Annotated in this window: 16 protein-coding genes and 1 other RNA gene; 8 read left to right on the forward strand and 9 right to left on the reverse strand. The window is 40.4% G+C overall.

The window, feature by feature from the left end; all coding sequences use genetic code 11:
* Positions 1-10: 10 nt before the first annotated feature.
* From SAR02S_RS10475 to SAR02S_RS10485, 4 genes are all read right to left on the reverse strand, one after another.
* Positions 11-1,189, reverse strand: coding sequence for a cation:proton antiporter (locus SAR02S_RS10475; RefSeq protein ID WP_052433608.1), 1,179 nt, complete (start codon positions 1,187-1,189; stop codon positions 11-13).
* A gap of 26 nt (positions 1,190-1,215) precedes the next feature.
* Positions 1,216-1,552: RNase P RNA component class A (gene rnpB, locus SAR02S_RS13300), an RNA gene on the reverse strand.
* Between the two features lie 12 nt (positions 1,553-1,564).
* Positions 1,565-2,650 carry a tRNA pseudouridine(13) synthase TruD gene (gene truD / locus SAR02S_RS10480; protein WP_041959533.1) on the reverse strand — a complete coding sequence of 362 codons (1,086 nt, stop codon included), beginning with the start codon at positions 2,648-2,650 and terminating at the stop codon, positions 1,565-1,567.
* A 17-nt stretch (positions 2,651-2,667) separates the two neighbouring features.
* Positions 2,668-3,492, reverse strand: coding sequence for a thiamine-phosphate kinase (locus SAR02S_RS10485; RefSeq protein ID WP_041959535.1), 825 nt, complete (start codon positions 3,490-3,492; stop codon positions 2,668-2,670).
* 293 nt (positions 3,493-3,785) lie between these two features.
* On the opposite strand from SAR02S_RS10485, the gene SAR02S_RS10490 reads away from it, so the two are divergent.
* The 3 genes from SAR02S_RS10490 (at position 3,786) to SAR02S_RS10500 (ending at position 5,847) form a co-directional block, all read left to right on the forward strand.
* Positions 3,786-4,463, forward strand: coding sequence for a DUF5644 domain-containing protein (locus tag SAR02S_RS10490; protein WP_041959537.1), 678 nt, complete (start codon positions 3,786-3,788; stop codon positions 4,461-4,463).
* 10 nt (positions 4,464-4,473) lie between these two features.
* Positions 4,474-5,319, forward strand: coding sequence for an HdrB C-terminal domain-containing protein (locus tag SAR02S_RS10495; RefSeq protein ID WP_041959539.1), 846 nt, complete (start codon positions 4,474-4,476; stop codon positions 5,317-5,319).
* Between the two features lie 135 nt (positions 5,320-5,454).
* The gene (locus tag SAR02S_RS10500; RefSeq protein WP_041959542.1) at positions 5,455-5,847 is read left to right on the forward strand and encodes a class II SORL domain-containing protein; all 393 of its coding nucleotides are present in this window, start codon (positions 5,455-5,457) and stop codon (positions 5,845-5,847) included.
* A gap of 19 nt (positions 5,848-5,866) precedes the next feature.
* Here SAR02S_RS10500 and SAR02S_RS10505 read toward each other — a convergent pair whose 3' ends face one another.
* The 5 genes from SAR02S_RS10505 to SAR02S_RS10525 form a co-directional block, all read right to left on the reverse strand.
* Positions 5,867-6,694: an SIR2 family protein gene (locus SAR02S_RS10505; protein WP_041959543.1), complete on the reverse strand. Its 828-nt coding sequence runs from the start codon at positions 6,692-6,694 to the stop codon at positions 5,867-5,869.
* Positions 6,681-8,078 (reverse strand): sigma 54-interacting transcriptional regulator, encoded by a 1,398-nt coding sequence (locus SAR02S_RS10510; protein ID WP_041959545.1) that lies wholly within the window; start codon positions 8,076-8,078, stop codon positions 6,681-6,683. The genes SAR02S_RS10505 and SAR02S_RS10510 overlap by 14 nt, the downstream gene beginning before the upstream one ends.
* A gap of 82 nt (positions 8,079-8,160) precedes the next feature.
* Positions 8,161-8,370 carry a putative nitrogen fixation protein NifT gene (nifT, locus tag SAR02S_RS10515; RefSeq protein ID WP_041959547.1) on the reverse strand — a complete coding sequence of 70 codons (210 nt, stop codon included), beginning with the start codon at positions 8,368-8,370 and terminating at the stop codon, positions 8,161-8,163.
* Positions 8,371-8,380: 10 nt separating this feature from the next.
* Positions 8,381-10,018, reverse strand: a complete 1,638-nt coding sequence (locus tag SAR02S_RS10520; RefSeq protein WP_041959551.1) for an L-aspartate oxidase — start codon at positions 10,016-10,018, stop codon at positions 8,381-8,383.
* Between the two features lies 1 nt (position 10,019).
* A complete protein-coding gene (locus SAR02S_RS10525) occupies positions 10,020-11,147 on the reverse strand; it encodes an aldo/keto reductase (RefSeq protein ID WP_041959553.1) in 1,128 nt (375 codons plus the stop codon).
* A 342-nt stretch (positions 11,148-11,489) separates the two neighbouring features.
* Here SAR02S_RS10525 and cstA point away from each other — a divergent pair, with 342 nt between their 5' ends.
* The 5 genes from cstA to SAR02S_RS10550 all read left to right on the forward strand — a co-directional run bounded on the left by cstA (position 11,490) and on the right by SAR02S_RS10550 (position 16,506).
* Positions 11,490-13,613, forward strand: coding sequence for a pyruvate/proton symporter CstA (gene cstA / locus SAR02S_RS10530; RefSeq protein ID WP_041959555.1), 2,124 nt, complete (start codon positions 11,490-11,492; stop codon positions 13,611-13,613).
* A 62-nt stretch (positions 13,614-13,675) separates the two neighbouring features.
* Positions 13,676-13,876, forward strand: coding sequence for a YbdD/YjiX family protein (locus tag SAR02S_RS10535; protein ID WP_041959557.1), 201 nt, complete (start codon positions 13,676-13,678; stop codon positions 13,874-13,876).
* Positions 13,854-14,900 carry a CobW family GTP-binding protein gene (locus SAR02S_RS10540; protein WP_041959560.1) on the forward strand — a complete coding sequence of 349 codons (1,047 nt, stop codon included), beginning with the start codon at positions 13,854-13,856 and terminating at the stop codon, positions 14,898-14,900. The genes SAR02S_RS10535 and SAR02S_RS10540 overlap by 23 nt, the downstream gene beginning before the upstream one ends.
* 68 nt (positions 14,901-14,968) lie before the next feature.
* Positions 14,969-16,096 (forward strand): pyridoxal phosphate-dependent aminotransferase, encoded by a 1,128-nt coding sequence (locus tag SAR02S_RS10545; protein ID WP_041959562.1) that lies wholly within the window; start codon positions 14,969-14,971, stop codon positions 16,094-16,096.
* On the forward strand, positions 16,093-16,506 hold the full coding sequence (locus SAR02S_RS10550) for a YiiD C-terminal domain-containing protein (RefSeq protein ID WP_052433609.1): 414 nt from the start codon (positions 16,093-16,095) through the stop codon (positions 16,504-16,506). Before SAR02S_RS10545 ends, SAR02S_RS10550 begins: the two co-directional genes overlap by 4 nt.
* Positions 16,507-16,517: the final 11 nt, after the last annotated feature.

Consider the following 16,517-nt stretch of genomic DNA (forward strand, 5'->3'; position numbering starts at 1 on the left):
GGCATTTTTGCTATAGTTTTTCTTCATTCTTCTTATCAAAACGGTTGAAAATAAACATCAAAAATTGAATCAACGTCATAATCACAATACCTTCCATCAAAGCAGCCACAATAAACGAAGCATACTCCTCATTTCCAATCGCACCATTTTTGACAGCAATTGTTGCAATAGCAACCAAGAAAGTAAGGGGCATCGAGTCACCAAGACTAAATAATATTGTACTTCGCAATCCCAAATAGCTGTAATATGCTGCAAATGAGCTTGCCATACGCGCACCCACCATGGCTATCACAATCCAGAGTGCATGGGTTAAAATATGCGTGGTAAAGACAAGATTAAGATCGAGGGTTGTTCCAACAAAGATAAAAAAGAGAGGAACTAAAAAGCCAAAGCCAAACATCGAGAGTTGATGTGGAAGCTCTTTTTTATGGGCAAAAAAGTTAGAGATAAAAATACCTGCGATGAAAGCGCCCAAAACCATATCAATTTCAAGCCATTGCATCGTTGCAATCAACACAAAAAAGAGTGCCATACTAAAGCGTAAACTTTGATGCATCGTATCGTTATTGGGCATGATGATACGTTTTAGATTTGGATACCACCAAAAGATAATTTTGAGTAAGCGATAAAGGAAATAGGATGAAAAAAGAACGGCAATAAGAATTAAAATACTTTTGAAAAAATACCAGCCAAGCCCATGCGTAATCGCACCATCAAAAATAACAAGAGCCCCAATACTAATCAATTCTCCAATAACACCAATAATTAGCGAAAGCTCCAACCATTTGTGGCTTCGTCCATGCTGGTTAATGAGCGCCATAATCATGCCGAGTGAAACGATAGGAATCGCTACGATATACACAGGTGAAAGTCCAAAGACAATATAAAGAATAATGGAGATACTGTACAAACAGATAAAATACAAAATAGCTTTTTTTAAAAAACGATCACGATAGTGCAAAAACCGCTGTATGTCAATCTCAAGGCCAGCAAGGAACATCAAGTAGAAAAACCCTATTTTAGCGAGACTGCGAAAGACATCATTGTCTACATGTAAAAGACCTATCCAAACTGCAAAAGAGCCTAGTAAAATTTCAACAACAGGGGTAGGAATACGAAAAAGACGAGAAATAATAGGAGAAAGTACCATCAAAAGCACAACATGCGCTAAAAAAATCAGATTTTCCAAAAACATCCTTATTTTAGGCTTTGTGGACAAAAGGTACAGCGATAAGCCGGGTTCTGTCGTGGGTGATTATTTATCTACGATCTATCTTACGGTAGACCTCTAGCGAAGGGTTTATCGTGTGTGAGACCAAAACCATCCCTTCTTGCTGCAGGTTGGGTTTACATAGCTGCCTTAATTACTTAAAGCACTGGTGGGCTCTTACCCCACCGTTTCACCTTTTCCTAGAAAAATTCTAGGTAGTTTACTCTCTGTTGCACTAATCCCTTAGGTTACCCTAGCCGTCCGTTAGACGGAACCATGTCTCACATGCAGCCCGGACTTTCCTCTTAAGAGAAACTCTCAAGCAATCACCTACTGTACCTTTTGAAGCGTGGATTATAGCGTATCTTTTATTAGCTCTTCTATAATTACGGTCGCATACGAGCCTTTAGGCAATGAAAAGTGCATTTCAAACCAAGCCTCTTCTTCTTTATAAACGCCCTCAACATCCTCTGCAAAGCTCCACGCAAAACGTCTGCTTCCATTAAGTTTGTCTAAGAAAGGTTCACACTCTTCAAAAATTTGCTTTTCAATCACACCAGCTTCATACTCTGCTCGAATGTTTTTGTCACCCAGTAACCAACCTGCTATAGTAATGCCATGCTCTAAAAAACGCGGTAACTCTTCTTCTACATTTTCACACACAAACGCTTTCCCAGCAGGGTAATGATGTAAAACATCGCCATGCATCAACTTGAAAAATTGTGGCTGTTTTTTAAGGCTATCGACCATCTCTTTAGGTAAATTCGTTGCACGTGTTGCATCCGCTAAGTTAAATTCTTCGATCAAACGACTTAGCTCAATGCGCTTGGAAAGCCAGTTGTTAAAGAGATAACTTTGATAAGCATTGATAAAAAATTCTTTCATCTTATGGTTGCGCTCTTGACGTTTTCCTTCTAAGATTGCTTTACCTTTAACATAGTTATCGCCATCTATACCAAAACGCTGATACCCAAAGAAGTTAGGGAAACCCTCTTTGCTGATCTTTTTGAGTCCATCTTGAAGTTTTCGCGCATCGATTGGGTTGACTTTTTTAAGGCGCACAAAAAAGCGATTGCCTTTGAGATGCCCTGTACGGATTTTATTGTTATGGTAGGTAGTATCGAGTATTTTGATCTTATCGTGTGTAAAATTGGCGAGTTTTGTCTCGAAATTTTTGTGCAGTGAAATGTACTGTGTGGTCATGCCATCTTTGTCTTTGAGTCCTGCATACCCAAAGTCACGGACTTTACACCCTGTCACTTCACTAAGGTACTGCAACATATCCCATGTTGTCATATCTTTTTTTCTTACATGTAAAACCAGATGCTCACCCTCACCACTGAAAGGGTAAAGAGGAATTTCACTGACCACGAAGTCACTGCTGTTTTTGGTAAACATCGCACTAATGGGCGAATGGGTGAGAAAAAATTGTCTAATCATACATATCCTTGAAATGGTTAAAAATGGTGTTCTTTACAACGACAGGCATAGCGTTTACGCACTACTTTGCCAATAATAGTCATTTTTGTACGTGACTGTTTGGCTATGCGCTCTATTAGCTTTTTTTTACGTGCATCAAAAGTGAAAAGCATCTCATACTCTTCGCCGCTGCACAGCGTTCGTTTGGGCATTGTGTGCTTTACATGTAAACCCAAATTTCCACTGGCTTTGAGAAGCCTTGAGAGGTCTTTGGAGAGTCCATCGGAGATATCCATACCCGCATTTAAATGCTTGGCAGCTTTATAGATAAACTTCGCTTTTAAATCAGGTTTCATAAAACGTGACGCTTTGCCAATATGACCACCGCGTAAAAGTTTTGTCAGCTCTTTATAGGAGTTACCAAGCGCTCCTGTGAATGCTACGAAATCACCCACTTTTGCATTTTTACGGTAAAGCGCTTTGCCTTGAAGTTCAGAGATGACACTGATGGAGATCATCAGCTTTTTCCCAGCAGTGGTATCGCCTCCGATAATCTCTATGCCATAAGCCTTAGCAACGTTTTGGAAGCCTTGAGCAAGCTCATTCAGCTCCGCGTAACTAAACTGTTTGGGAATCACCACTCCAATCATTGCCCATTTGGGCTTGGCATTCATTGCAATGGCATCGGAGAAGTTAACCAACATGCTTTTTTCAGCGATTTGAGGCAAGCTCATCCACGCTCTTTTAAAGTGAATATCCTCACAAAAAAGGTCTTTTGAATAAACCTGTTTACCGATAACAGCCCCATCATCGCCAATCATTTGGCTCGAAAAGTTGGAGATAAAAAATGCCTCTTTTGACATGTTGCCTCTCACATTAGAGTTCTTGCAGAACTTTTAATACGCTTTCAAAGCAAAGCTTTGAAAACTACGTTAACACTTGGTTTTCTTTGGCAGAATGCCCACGCACCTTTAGTGCTTTAAACTTTCTTATTGTAGGATGTTGTGCATTAAGAAGCCATTAGGCAAGATCCTCACAAAAAAGAAACAACACCCTCACAAACGCAAACAACTGCTATAGTTAACTTTTGTGTAACAGAATCTTACAAGTAATCTTGCGATAGAATAAATTAATTACCTAAAAGGAGTCCTCAAATATGGAGTGTAAGCTCGAGCTGAGCGTCTTTCGCTTTGACGCTAAAACGGATTTTTTACCTTATTATAAAAAACATTTTATCACGATCGATCGTAGCCTTAGTGTTAACGATCTTTTTGCCCTTATTCAATCTGAAGATTGCAGTTTTGATTACCCAAAAGGCAAATTAGCTGCCTTGAAAATCAATGGCAAAGCGCTTTTTAGCGATGCAAGTATCGATGGCATAATTACCTCTTTTGGAAAATCACTCACATTAGAGCCTCTCAACACCAAGCATGTTACCAAAGATATGATCATCAATACCGATGATTTTTACAAAAGTTTTGCATTGATCGAAACGTTGGTTGATATTAAGGACAAAGCACTTTTTGAGCAGTATATTATCTACCATTACGCATCAAGCGTTCTTGATTTGATCGAAGGCTTCCAAGGCGACGCGCTCTTTGCGTTTGCCTATGATATGATGCAGAAACACCCTGAACGTAAACGTGAAATTTTAGAAATTGTTGCCAATGAACACACTGGCGTATTTTTACATGTAAGACTGTGTAAGAAAATTTACCCTTGTGGTGCAGATGTTGAGAAGAAGATCACCGAGCTTAAAAACGAAGTGATGAAACTCAGACCATTTGCTAACCCACTTGTTGAAAAATTTTCGCATTACATCGATCTTTTGTAAGGATAAAGCCATGAAAAACTATTTTCTTTTTGATACCCTAATCCAACGTGAAAAAACGGCCCCAATGATTTTGGCGGCACGAAAACTCATCGAACTTTTAAACATTGACGCACCCTCTTTCAAAGGGGCAAAAAATGATCTTGGAAGTGAGTTTATGGGGCTAGACCGTCTCAAATTTTTAGAGCATTATGCCTATAACCTTACGTTAGCAGCCGATGAGAAACGCGATATTCTCTGTTTTGAGCAAAGTTCTTTGATCTCGCATGCGCATACTAAAGATATTCTTTTAAACGATGCTAACCTTAAATTTGAAATCGCTGAGCGTTTGCAAAAGCATAATGTATCGCTTAATTTAGACGTCAATGTTGTCTCTTTAGAACAACTGCTTCTTGAAGAAGTGGGCGCTGAAAAACTGGCAAGTTTGCTTAAAAATCCATTTGGAAACTTTCAAACAGCTCGTTTCTTAGGCTCTAACGCATGCAGGGCTAAAAAATACCGTAAAGAAGATCTCTTAATCCAACTTCTTGACCTTATCAAACTAAAACAGATCAAACACGAAAGCACTTATGAGAGTGATGGTTTTGAAGTTTTTGACGCTTCACCACTCCTTGCTAAAAAACTAGGTTCAAAAGCAATGCTTGATATGTTTGACAATGCCGCTGATTTTGTACTGGTAAGTGATGCACGAAGCTTTATCATGTTTGATTTTTACCAAAAAGAGCTTGAAAAAGTTTCAGGACGCGATATTGGGCTGAGCGTTTTAAGCCTTGCAGAACTGCTACTGCTTGCTTTTGGTGAAACCAATAAAAAAGCCATTGGTTTGGATCAACACAAAGTAGCCATAACTCTTATCTAACCTTCATTCTAAGGAGCAGCTCGTCTCTGCTCCTTAAAAAAATATAAATAGGACTTATTTTATCTCTTTCTTAAGAGACATTTGTGTGAGACTTTAATATCATTTCACAACTTAATATTAAAAAGGAGTTTTACAATGCCAAAAATCAATCGTTATGTTGATATTGACACCGTTGAGAGAGAAGCACGAAAAGATTATATCGATAGACACTCTCCATTTATCGCCTGTGACGCGACTGCAAAACAAAATGCACCCTTTAAAGTGACTGTCAAAGTTGGCAATGCCTATACTCATCCCGATGATTTTGACCACTACATCGCAAACGTTCAACTTTACAATGCAGATGTTCTTTTAGCACGCGCTGATTTTGTCTCTGGAACCCTTGGGGGACAAGACAAAAAAGGACAAGCAGAAGTAACGTTTACCATCGTTCCAACGGGTAAAAAACTAAACCTCGTTGCTCAAAGCTACTGTACAAAACACGGTGTTTGGGAAAGCGATCCTGTTGAAGTAACTGTCGAAGAATAATATAAAGAAGAGTGCCTTATTAGGCACCCTTTAAAAAACTTCCCAATGGAGTTTCTAACTTTTCAATTTTATGAGATGTTAGAAACTTCTCCTCTTTTTTACTGATTTTTTCTTTATCATTCACTAAGTATCCGCCATTAAGCCCCAATGTGACTTCATTCGCAACCATACGATACGTATCACGATCAAAATCAATCCCTAAAAACAGATACTCTTTGTCATTTTTAAACGTTTTCAAGAATGGAGGAAGTGCGTAACCACCCATCGCTTCCGTGAGCCAATCCACAAAATCTGCATCACTGATAATAAAGCTTTTTTCAGGAACCGTGCACCCTAAAGGCTTAAAGAGAATGGGCAACATCGGACTTAATAACTCTTTTTCCACACGATGGTACTCTTTGGTTACAGAAGTGTACATGTAAACCAAAAAACGATCATATCCCGCCATAATACGGCTCACCCCTGTAATCAAAAAATGATCAACCTCTGCGTAAAGTTTCAGAAGTGAATCATCCAAATTGAGATCAACTACATAGTGTGGCATCAAGGTTTTGAGCCATGTATAAACTTCTGGCATGGGGTAAGGCTTGTGTGTAAAGATATGGTTTGTCATCTGCTCAATGAACGGTCTTCCTTTACGTTGCTCCAAACTCATAGCCGCACGGGAATACTCATACATCAAACGAGGTGACATCGCACGACCACCGTTGAGGCTTAAGATCATTGAGTCGCTATCAAAGGGGATTTGATCTCCATCTGCTGTTTTAGTCTCTTTAAAGACACCCATCCCAAGAAAGGGAATTAAACTGCCCTCTTTAATTTGTGCTTCTAATTCACTCTTCTTCACTTAATATCCTTCGTTGACACATCAATTTTTGATTAAAGGCTGGAAGCAGTAGTAACATTTCATCGGCACTTATGCCATCTTCACTGCCCATTAGAACGATGCGTTCAACCGTATTTTCAAGTTCGCGCACATTTCCAGGCCATGTGTACTGGCAGAGTATCTCCATCGCTTCATCGGTGATGACGATACGTTTTTTGTGGTTGCTCATCGATTTTTGCAAAAAGAAATTCACCAAAAGAGCAATGTCATCGCCACGCTCACGAAGCGGTGGCAGATCAATGGGTATAACATTAAGTCGGTAGTACAAATCTTCTCTAAAGCTACCATTTTTAACCATCTCTTCAAGGTTTCGATTGGTCGCGGCAACAAGGCGTACATTGACTTTAACGGTTTTAGAGCCACCCACACGTTCAAACTCTCGCTCTTGTAAAACACGTAAAAGTTTCACTTGTGCAGAGGCTGAAATATCGCCGATTTCATCCAAAAAGAGTGTACCGCCATCTGCAAGTTCAAAACGCCCTTTACGTGCCTCTTTAGCGTCCGTAAACGCTCCTTTTTCATGCCCAAATAACTCACTCTCAATGAGTGTATCGGTAATGGCGGCACAGTTAAGTTTGATAAATGGCTCTTCACGACGTTTAGAGCGCTTATGAATCGCTGCAGCTACAAGTTCTTTTCCCGTACCCGTTTCGCCCCGTACCAAAACCGTCACATTGCTCTCAGCGATACGCTCAACAACATGGTAAACACTCTTCATTTTTGGGCTCTCACCAATGATATCGCCAAAATTGTGCACTTTTGAGTCCCACTCCATTTTATAGTAAAGTTTGAGCTCTTTAAGGCGCTCTTTTTCTTTGAGATTGATGTCATGCGACCTGATTGACTGCGCAAAAATAGAGCTTAAAATAGTCAAAACACGAATCGTACTTTCAAAATCAATCGCTGTTGTTTTCGTAATGCTCGCACCCAAAACACCAATAACCTCTTGATCGACCAGCATAGGAACGGCTATGTATGAGATAGCGTTTTGATCGCGATTGCCTGATTTGTTTAAAAACATCATATCGTTATGTAAATTTTCAATGACAACAGGCTCTTTACTTTGTGCAGCAAACCCTGTTGCGCCCTCACCTAGTTTATACGTTGCAAGCTCTTTTTGATGCTTACTAAAATCAATACAGGCGTAAACAGTTAAAAGATTTTCATCATTCAGTGTATGAATAACGCATTTTTCTAAATGCAATCTCGTTTTTAAAATAAATAACGCTTTTTCAAGCGATGCTACTAAATTCTGAGAATTTGAAACAACCATGGCTGTTTCATAGAGTGTCATCAGTTCTCTGGTCGTGAGGCAATCCCCACATTTGGCATCAAACGCAACCATTTGCACTCCTTTAACTGTTTAAAATATTATATAGAAAGATGGACAATTAATGTTCATCTTTTATGTTTATATTTTAATCAAATCAATCGGAGAGTTTTTTACAAACCTCTTCTTTAGGAAGTTTTTTTGGACCTGGTTGAATCCACCATGTCTCACCATTGCTAAGCTCCACTTCGCCACCCCATTTCTCTTCACTCTCAAATTCGATTTTTGTGATCATCTCTTCCATATCTTTTTTTGCAATATAAAAGCAGATTTCTCCGCCCTCTTCTCTTAGCATTACTTTTGCCATTGACTTTCCCTTATGTTAAAATTTTCTTGAGCCACTTCGTCAAACCACTCTCTTCGTACTGAACTTTAAAGAACCCTTTTTGAAGCTCTTTAATGAGAACATGACGATCACCCTCTTTACATGTAAAGGCAAAATCCTCCCTAAAATGTGCCCCTCTACTCTCTTTGCGCTGCATGGCTGAGAGTATAACGGCTTCGCTGAGCTCCAACGCGTTACGAAGTTCTAAAATCGAAATCAACTCAACGTTATTGTGTTTCCCTTTGTCAATACAATGCAGTGTATTAGACTCTAAACGCAAGTATTTCATATAGTCAAATGCCTCTTGAAGGCTTACTTCATTGCGAAAAATCCCCGCTTTATCAAACATTATTTTTCCCACAGAGATGCGCATCGCATTGAAGTTTTTGGAACAATCTCCATCAAAAATGCGTTGCACCAAATCCATATTTTTAATCACAACGTTGTAATCAATCGGTAAAAACCCCTTATTGAATGCGTACTCACGCGCTTTTTTACCTGCAAGTTCTCCAAAAACAGCACCTTCTAAAAGCGAATTTCCACCCAAACGGTTCGCGCCATGAACACCAAGTGCTGCACTCTCCCCACAAATGAAGAGTCCTTTGAGTTCACTTGATGTCATCGATGAAGCGATGCCTCCCATACTGTAGTGTGCCACAGGTTTGATCTCTAAAAGCTCATCTGATAGATCAACACCCACTTGATTGTAAGCATTTTTATACAAAGAAGGAATACGTGTCTCTAAAATCTCTTTGGAGATATGACGCATGTCAAGATAGACTTTTTTACCTGCCCTCATCTGCTCAAAAATGGCGCGTGCAAGCACATCACGAGTGCCTAACTCATTGACAAAACGTTCCCCATCAGAGTTTACAAGATGTCCACCCTCCCCACGCGCCGCTTCTGAGACTAAGTAACTGGTCTTGGCAAATCCTGTTGGGTGAAACTGTACAAACTCCATGTCTTTAAGACTCATACCCGCTCTTAATGCCACGCTTAAAAGATCACCCGTACAGTCTTGCGCGTTGGTGCTAAACCCTCTGTAAATGCCTGCATACCCACCGCCGGCAAAGACAACTGCTTTGGCAGGGTAAACGGTCACGGTTGAGTCTAGTTTTTTAAGCGCAACCACACCGCTGATGTACTCTTCTATTTTGGTGATATCCATGACAAAATGGTTGACTAAAAAATCCACTCCAACCAGTTTTGCTTTTTTAATGAGTGCCTGCGTGATGGCAGAACCCGTGCTATCGCCCACAAAACAGGTACGTTTAGAACTTCCACCACCAAAACTTCGTTGCAAAATATCGCCATTTTCATCTCGATCAAACACCACACCATACGCTTCTAATTTTTTAATAATCAGAGGTGCTTGGTGACAAAGATAACTAATCGCTTTTTTATCCCCAAGATCTTTGGAGCTTTTCATCGTGTCATCACAGTGTTTTTGAATCTCGACTTCATTTTTTTCATCTAAAACAGCGTTGATTCCACCACTGGCAACTGCACTGTTGGACTTAAAAATGTTGCTTTTTGTGATGATCGCAACACTGTTGGTTTCACTCTTGGCTTCGATCGCTGCCATAAGCCCTGCGATGCCTGAACCTATTACGACTACGTCATATGTCATGTTATCGCTCCACCTTATAAAGAAGATTGTATTTGGCACTGTTGGTGGCATTTATCGTCGCAATGCCTAGATTACTGCTTACGTGTTCACTTTTGCAAGAGCTAAACAACGAAGTAACGATGCCTCTGGTTGAACGCACAAACTGAAGGGCAAGCTGAACATCGCTTTGCAACTCCATCTTTGAATCCAAAAGATACCCCACTTCAGGCTTAAAAGGCTTTTGAAAAAGGTGCATCTGTAGAAGTGAAGAGCTGCTCATGACACCAAGCCCTAGTTTATGAGCAACTTGCAGAGGCGTGTAGTAGTTGCCATCACTCATTTTTTGATTTGGCACACTGTAGGCATGAGTTTTAGCGATGTTGAATGGCAGTTGAATGTACTTAAAATGATGATTTGCTCCACCAACTTTGTGCGCTACATCGTAAACATCTTCAAGACGGATGTACTCGCTATTGCCCTCTTCATAGGTAAATGCGTTCCAGACTGCCAAACCATACGCTTTTATTTTGCCTTCCCTTACCATCTTTTCAAAACATGCGAATATTTCTTCAAGCTTTTTGAGAAACTGGTTGTAGCCTATTTTGGTGAGTTGCGTCTCTGGATTATGTAAAAAATAGATGTCCAAACACTTTACATGTAAATTGCCAAGGGAGCGCTCCAGCGAATCTTTCAAGAACTCTGGTGTCATACAGTGCTGATCTAACTCGATCTCATCTGATGTCGCTAATCCTTTTTGGATGATATGCTCACTAATCCACTCGTAAGGATTTTGAGGAAAAGGAAAATCAAGCGGTACGAAGCCACCTTTGGAACAAATGATAAGCTCTTCCCTCTTGACCTCACCACTCTTGAAAAGTGCTTCCAATACTTCCCCAATTTCACGCTCACTTTGCTGATAGCGATAGTTGATGGCTGTGTCGATGACATTGACACCATTTTTTATAGCCGTTTTTAGGGCCTCTTTATAATCAAATGTATAATTTTCTTCTTTATAGGGCTCTTTTTTAAAGGTCCCAAAACCCAGTTTTGAAAAAATAAGACCATCATGTCTGGCATAAAAGTCCTTGTAATGTGAAAAACGTTTAGCAAAACCGTACGTTGCTTCGGGAGTTGCATGAGTAAAACGCATTATGAACCTCTCTTAAGTGAGCTTTTATAAGCATATACAAGAAGCGTTCCGTGCATCATTGACAAAAGTGTCATAACCTTAAAAGCAATAACCTAAAAAACATTTTTTAGGTTATTATAAATATGCGTGAACTCCCTAGTTTATGAGATAAACCACTTTTTGAAACACAGCACAGCAAAATGCATTATCTTTTATCAAAGATGTCTGTAATTAATCCTAAACTAAAAAAACATATGCTAACTTTTGGCGTTGTTAAGGTGATTCTCTTTCAGGAACGCTTTAGCAATGTCAAGCGTTACCTTGATTGTTGTTACGATTGCAAATTTTATACGGAGGTAAGATATGTCAGCAAACAGTTCAAGCACATCTTCAAAGATTGCTTGGTTATTTGTAGCCATCCTAGGCGCTATTGCGTTTGGCTATATTGCATTAAATCACGGTGAAACGATTAATGCTATGTGGGTGTTAACAGCATCGGTGTGTGTTTATTTGATTGGTTATCGCTTTTACAGCCTTTACATTGCAGATAAGGTTTTAAAAGTTGATGCTACACGTATGACACCAGCGTTTCGTCATAATGACGGACTTGATTATGTTCCAACCAACAAAGTCATTCTCTTTGGTCACCATTTTGCGGCAATCGCAGGTGCTGGTCCATTGGTCGGTCCTGTTTTAGCAGCTCAAATGGGTTATCTTCCAAGTATGCTTTGGATCTTAATCGGTGTTGTTATAGCAGGTGCTGTACAAGATTATATGGTTCTCTTTGTCTCCACAAGACGTGATGGTCGATCACTCGGAGAGCTTGTCAAAACAGAAATGGGCACCATCCCGGGTGTTATTGCACTTATTGCATGTTTTATGATCATGATCATTATCTTGGCAGTTCTTGCAATGGTTGTTGTTAAAGCCCTTACTCACAGTCCTTGGGGTACATTTACCGTAGCATTTACCATCCCATTAGCCTTCTTTATGGGAATTTACCTACGCTTTATCCGCCCAGGTAAAATTCTTGAAGCTTCTGTTTTTGGTATTGCTGGTCTTATCTTTGGCATTATCGTTGGTGGAGAAGTTGCAGCAAGTCCAACATGGGCTCCTTACTTTGACCTTAGCGGTGTTGCACTTACATGGGCATTGGTTATCTATGGTTTCGTTGCAGCTGTACTTCCTGTATGGTTACTTCTTGCACCTCGTGATTACCTCTCTACCTTCCTAAAAATCGGTGCTATTATTGGTCTTGCTATTGGTATCATTGTTTTAATGCCTAATATGCAAATGCCAGCTGTCACCAAATACGCTTTTGATGGACATGGACCAGTATGGGCAGGAAGTCTGTTCCCATTCTTGTTTATTACAATTGCATGTGGTGCGGTTTCTGGTTTCCACGCACTCATCTCTTCAGGTACAACACCTAAAATGCTTGCCAATGAAACACAAGCACGTATGATCGGTTACGGTGGTATGTTGATGGAGTCTTTCGTTGCAATGATGGCGTTGATTTCAGCTTCTATCATTGATCCAGGTGTTTACTTTGCGATGAACAGCCCTATGGGCGCACTGAACCCAACAGGTTTAGCAGACATTGCTATGGCAGCTTCTACAACCGTTAGTAACTGGGGCTTTGTTGTCACACCTGATGTTCTCACTCAAATTGCAGCTGATGTTGGTGAAAAAAGCATTATCTCTCGTGCGGGTGGCGCACCTACTCTAGCAGTTGGTATGGCACAGATCATTCACTCAGCACTTGGAGGATTAGGTTCGATGTCTTTTTGGTATCACTTCGCAATTTTATTTGAAGCACTCTTCATTTTGACTGCGGTTGATGCAGGTACACGTGCAGCGCGCTTTATGTTGCAAGATTTACTCGGACTCATCAATCCAAACTTGAAAAGAACCAACTCAATGTTTGCAAACTTACTAGCAACAGCGTTGGTTGTTGCTTCTTGGGGTTACTTCCTTTATGTGGGCGTTGTCGATCCATTGGGCGGTATCAATACGTTATGGCCACTCTTTGGTATTACCAACCAAATGCTAGCAGCGATCGCGTTGATGCTTTGTACTGTGGTTCTCTTCAAAATGAAACAACAAGCATATGCATGGGTTTCTATTGTTCCAGCAACATGGCTTGTTGTTTGTACGATGAGTGCAGGCTGGTTAAAAGCATTTAGTTCTGATCCAGCGGTCAGTTTCTTTGCCAAAGCAAACCAACTTCAAGCACTTTTAACAAGTGGTAACTTTAAACCAAATGCGGTCTTTAAATCTCAAGCATCCGTTGAGCAAGTTATTTTCAATAACCAACTTGATGGTGTTTTGATCCTCGGTTTTATGGCAGTCGTTGTTGTTATGATTGGCTTTACAGTTCAAGCGTGCCTTAAAGCGCTTAAATCTGAACAACCTACAACCAATGAAGTCCCTTATGCTCCAATGCCTGCAAATGCAGAAGCAATCATAAGCGGTACTGCGCACTAAATCTACAATCACAAAGAGGTGTTTCATCACCTCTTTGTGCAATCTTTTACTAGGAAAAAATGATGTTTGAAAATCTCGCGAAAGCTGGAAAATATTTGGGTCAAGCCGCACGTTTGATGGTGGGTGTGCCTGATTATGATACGTATGTGCAACACATTCGTCTCACACATCCAGAACAAACACCTATGAGTTATGAAGAATTTTATAGAGAACGTGTTGAAGCACGTTATGGAGGTAAAAATGGCAGTTCACGCTGTTGCTAATGAACATCATCTAACTTCTACCCCACTTCCTGTCACGATTTTAACAGGCTTTTTAGGCGCAGGTAAGACTACACTTATCAACTATCTTTTAGAACACAATCAGGGTGAACGAATTGCCATCATCGAAAATGAGTTTGGTGCCGTCAATGTTGATGGAGCGCTGCTCAAAAAAGATGCCGATGTAGAAATCGTTGAACTGAGCAATGGCTGTGTCTGTTGTAGCATCAGAGGCGAGTTAACCCAAGCACTTCACGAATTGCTTGCAAAAATAGACTCTGGCGCGTTTAAAGCCGATCATCTGCTTTTAGAAACAACGGGACTGGCGGATCCTGCACCGATTGTTCAAGCCTTTTTTGTCGATGAGATTATTCGTGAGCGCATCATGTTGGATGCGGTGATTACACTGGTGGACGGCATTCATATCCTTAAACAGCTCGATGAACACAGAGTTGCCGCATCACAAATCGGTTTTGCCGATCGCATCATCCTCACCAAAGCCGATAGCATCGATGATATGCAAAAAGAGATCGTTCTCTCTCGCATCAATGCCATCAACTCCAAAGCCGAGATTTTTGAAGCGTATAAGGGAGCTTTACCTAAAGAGATTTGGATAGGTATTGGAGCATTTGATCTGAGTGATGCTTTACATGTAAACCAAGGTTTCTACCAAGCTAAAGATGTTCAAAACATTCAGTTTAAAAGTTTTAGTGCTCAAAAACAGACCCAATCTTGGAGTGATGACATCCAATCGTATGTCTTTGAAGCAGGCGAACTTGACATCAAAAAAATCGGTGAATTTATGGAGACACTTGTTGAAGAGTACGGCAACGATATGCTGCGCTACAAAGGTGTCCTTGCCGTGAACAGTGATGAGCGTCGTTTAATCGTTCAAGGTGTCCACAAAGTCGTAGGGTTTGATTTTGGAGCACCGTTTGAGAGCGAGCGTAAATCTTTACTCGTGGTTATCGGACGTTATTTGCCTTACGAAGAACTCAAAGTTCAATTTCTCCAAACCGTAGCTTAAGGGAAGCAATCGCTTCTCTACCCTTCAAATGAGCTATAATATCCGCTTTAAAACCTAAAGGTCAGTATATGCGTTGCAAAAAAATGAGTTCTTTTATTGTCATGGACATCGTCAAAGAGGCTGAAAAGTTTGAAGACAGCATCCATTTTGAGATCGGACAGCCTGATCTTCCACCCTCTCCTAATGTTAAAAAAGCGTTACATGTAAGCATTGATGAAAACCGATTTTCTTACACGCAAAGCCATGGTTTAATTGCTTTACGTGAAAAAATTGCACAGCATTACGCTACAACTTACAAGGTGAAAATAGACATTGACCAAATCTTCTTAACACCGGGAACCAGCGGTGCTTTCTTAATCGCCTATGCGCTTACCCTAAAAGGTGGAGCGACCTTGGGACTGAGTGATCCCTCATATCCTTGTTACAAAAACTTTGCGCATCTTCTTGACATCAAACCTCTGTTTATGCCTATCGGTAAAGAGGACGATTTTGAATTACATGTAAAAGATTTGGTACCGCATCAGCTTGACTCACTCCAAATCTCTTCGCCTGCCAATCCAACGGGAAATATCTACAAAAAAGAGAATCTTAAAGAACTTGTCGAGTACTGCGAAGCCCACAATATCGCGTTTATCTCCGATGAACTTTACCACGGTTTGACCTATGAAGAAAACGCCCACAGTGCACTTGAATTTGGCAAAAATGTCTTGGTGATCAACGGATTTTCCAAATATTACTGCATGCCCGGTCAAAGACTTGGTTGGGTCATTGTCCCCAAAGAGCAAGTACGCCATGCTGAAATCGTCGCACAAAACCTTTTCATCTCCGCCCCCACACTCAGCCAATACGGAGCCCTTGAAGCGTTTGATGAAACGTATCTCGCAGAAATAAAAGCCGAATTCAAAGCCCGTCGTGACTTCTTATACACTGAACTCTCACACCTTTTTGAGATCGACGCAAAACCTGAGGGTGCTTTTTACATCTGGGCGAACATCTCGAAGTACTCGGATGATAGCTTTGCTTTTGCCAAAGAGCTTTTAGAAAACATCCACGTTGCAACCACTCCGGGTATCGACTTTGGAAGCAATGGTACACGTCACTACCTTCGCTTTGCTTACACGAGAAGCATTGATCATATGCGTGAGGGCATAACACGACTCAGGGATTATTTGCAAAAAAGAGAAATACTCCGATGAATGTATTAGAAATACCCTTTGTCCAAAAAGTAGGTTTAATACGTAATAATAATGGCTATTTAACATTACCTATGAATAAAAGCAATGAAAACCATATCCAAACCATTCATGCAAGTGCACAATTTACACTTGCGGAAACCCTTAGTGGTGAGGCATTGCAGAAAATGTTTCCACATCTGTCTGGTCATGTAGTACCTATTTTAAGAGAATCAGAGATAAAATTCAAAAAACCAGCAATCGGTGAAATTTATGGTTTGGCACACATTGATGATGCCATGAAAGAAAAATTTGAAGAGCAATTAGCAAAAAAAGGTCGCGCATCGATCAGCGTTGACGTGGAGATAAAAGATAACAATGAGATTGTAACCTGCTCAGGACGATTTGACTGGTTTATACAAAAAATAAATTAACACTAAAAAAG

Origin of the sequence: Sulfurospirillum arsenophilum NBRC 109478 (assembly GCF_000813345.1) — a bacterium.
Lineage (GTDB): Bacteria > Campylobacterota > Campylobacteria > Campylobacterales > Sulfurospirillaceae > Sulfurospirillum > Sulfurospirillum arsenophilum.